This window comes from Candidatus Deferrimicrobiaceae bacterium, from assembly GCA_035256765.1.
In the GTDB taxonomy this organism is placed as follows: domain Bacteria; phylum Desulfobacterota; class Deferrimicrobia; order Deferrimicrobiales; family Deferrimicrobiaceae; genus CSP1-8.
This window is the reverse complement of sequence record DATEXR010000297.1, coordinates 1-1965: the sequence shown is the minus strand read 5'-3', so window position 1 is coordinate 1965 and position 1965 is coordinate 1. Positions and strand designations below refer to the sequence as shown.

General features: G+C 65.1%; 4 protein-coding genes. 3 read left to right on the top strand and 1 reads right to left on the bottom strand.

Translation table 11 applies throughout. The annotated features are described in order from the left end of the window. The 3 genes from VJ307_10360 to VJ307_10350 form a co-directional block, all read left to right on the top strand. The coding region (locus VJ307_10360) for an ACT domain-containing protein (protein ID HJX74543.1) at positions 1-375 on the top strand (375 nt) is incomplete at its 5' end. Between the two features lie 12 nt (positions 376-387). Continuing rightward, positions 388-900 (top strand): peptide deformylase, encoded by a 513-nt coding sequence (def, locus tag VJ307_10355; protein ID HJX74542.1) that lies wholly within the window; start codon positions 388-390, stop codon positions 898-900. A 54-nt stretch (positions 901-954) separates the two neighbouring features. Continuing rightward, entirely contained in the window at positions 955-1266 is a 312-nt protein-coding gene (locus VJ307_10350; protein HJX74541.1) for an NINE protein, read from the top strand. Positions 1267-1366: 100 nt separating this feature from the next. On the opposite strand, the gene VJ307_10345 is transcribed toward VJ307_10350, so the two are convergent. Further along, positions 1367-1948, bottom strand: a complete 582-nt coding sequence (locus tag VJ307_10345) for a hypothetical protein (GenBank protein HJX74540.1) — start codon at positions 1946-1948, stop codon at positions 1367-1369. Positions 1949-1965 lie beyond the last annotated feature (17 nt).

The following is a 1965-nucleotide window of genomic DNA, read 5'->3' as shown; positions in this document are numbered from 1 at the left end:
TCGGAGGTTTCTCCCTCCTTCGACGAGGTGCGCCGGGAGATGGGGCTTCTGGTCACGGTCCACTCGCTGAAGGCGGAGGAGGTCGTCCACGAGAAGTCGTTCGCCGGGCACCCCCACATCATCTCGGTGTACGGGGCCGACCGGCCGGGGATCGTCTACTCCGTGGCCCGGGAGCTCGCCCAGCGAAAAGTGAACATCACCGACCTCAACACGCAGGTCGTCGGGTCGAAGGAGCGGCCCGTCTATGTGATGGTCATGGAGGTGGACATCCCGGAAAGCGTCGACATGAAGGAGCTGAACGGGGTGTTCGACCGGGTCAAGAAGGAGCTCGGCGTGTCCATTTCGGTTCGCCCGATCGAAACCCTGGAGCTCTGACGGCCGTTGGGCATGGCGATCCTCCCGATCCTCAAGTTTCCGGACCCCCGCCTGAAGGAGAAGTCCGCCCCCGTCACGGGGGTGACCGCCGAGGTGTCCGCGTTCATCGATGACCTTCTGGAGACGATGCGCACCTCCCCGGGTTGCGTCGGCATCGCCGCACCGCAGGTCGGGATGTCTAGCCGCATCATCGTGGTCGACGTCTCGACCCACCGTCGCGGCGGCCAGGAGGCGAATCACGGCCTTCTCGTGCTGGTCAATCCCGAAATCCTCGCCATGGGAGGGAAGCAGCTCGTCCGGGAGGGGTGCATGAGCGTGCCGGACTATACCGCGAACGTGGAGCGCGCCCAGTGGGTTCTGGTGGACGCGCTCGATCGCGAGGGGAAGCAGGTCATCCTCGAGGCGATCGGTTTCGAGGCGGTCGCCATCCAGCACGAGGCGGACCACCTCGACGGCTACCTGTTCCTGGATCGTGTTGCCTCGATCAAGACCGACCTCTTCCGGCGGAAGCGCTATCGGTCATAGCGCGGAAGCGTCCGCGCAGGCCGGCTCCGCACGGCGGGCCACAGGGAACGTGCCTTGGAAAAAGGGAAATATTGCGTCCATTGCGGCGCCCCCATCGACGCCCGGGCGGAGATCTGCCCCCGGTGCGGCGTGCGGCAGCCATCGTTCAGGCGCCCGGGCAAACTCAGCCGGAGAACCGCCGCCGCGATATTCGCCATCCTCCTCGGGAGCTTCGGGGTCCATCGGTTCTTCCTTGGCCAGACCGGGTGGGGAATCCTGTACGCGGTCTTCTGCTGGACGCTCATCCCCGCCGTGGCCGGTCTGATCGAGGGGATCCTGTACTTGACGATGTCCGACGAGGAATTCGAAGAGAAGTACGGGGCATGATGGAACCGCCCGCCGCGCCCCCTGGTGGCATCGGGCAGGCACGGATGCGGTGCCGATATTTTCGAAGTGGAGAACGGAAGGCAGGGGCCGGACGAAAGGGTCAGGGGATCTCGATACGGGGACGGACCCGGCCGGTTGGGGAGATGCCGGATTCCGCGGCGAGGTTGATGGCCGATCGAATCCCGGGTCCGCTCGTCCCGGCGAGGGGCTCCCTCGCGGCGGACGCGCGCTTCAGGGTGTCTGCGATCGCTTCCAGCTTCTCCCGGTTGCCCCGGTTGTTTCTTACCGCTTCCCGGATGTTCCCCACGAGATCGAACGCATTGCCGAGCGAAACCCCCTCGGGGCCTTCCCGGACCGCCAGGGACTTGTGCCGCTCGAGGAATTTCCCGACGTCGGTTCCCTCCGGGCGCGAAATCCCGTCGTCCACGGCGGGAGGTGCGAGCAAACGGGTTCCCGTTTCCCCTACGGTTGCCATCTGACGGATGGTCTTCTCGGGGATCTCCATGATCGGTACGGCTTTCGCCCTGTTCCCGGTGTAAGAGACCTCCACCCAGACCCTGCTGCCGTCACTGCCGGAGACGATCGGGAGAAGGGACGATTTTTCCTCCGCCTGCGCGAGGGAGACGCATAGGCACAAGGCAGTCAAAATGCCAAGCATCCGATGGGTTCTTCTCCTCGACACTTGCGTTCCTCCTCCCG